Annotated in this window: 1 protein-coding gene; it reads left to right on the top strand. The window is 65.7% G+C overall.

Annotation, left to right across the window (positions count from 1 at the left end):
* The coding region (locus SB822_RS60940; RefSeq protein ID WP_410859632.1) for an ATP cone domain-containing protein at positions 1-236 on the top strand (236 nt) is incomplete at both ends.

The following is a 236-nucleotide window of genomic DNA, read 5'->3' as shown; positions in this document are numbered from 1 at the left end:
ATGAGGGATCACCGACTGGCCAGGCTTTCGGCCAGGCACAAGGCGCCCAGGCGCTCGCGCCGCAAGCGACGTACGCCGACTATAAGGTGATCCGCCGCAACGGCAGCGTGGTGTCGTTCGAGCCGTCGAAGATCGCCATCGCCGTGACGAAGGCATTCCTCGCTGTCAACGGTGGTCAGGGCGCGGCATCCGCACGCGTGCGCGAACTGGTCGAGCAACTCACGCAGAACGTGGTG

The organism is Paraburkholderia sp. SIMBA_054, assembly GCF_046534875.1.
Lineage (GTDB): Bacteria > Pseudomonadota > Gammaproteobacteria > Burkholderiales > Burkholderiaceae > Paraburkholderia > Paraburkholderia hospita.
Note: the sequence above shows the minus strand (reverse complement) of the source record. Positions and strands in the feature narration are given on the sequence as shown.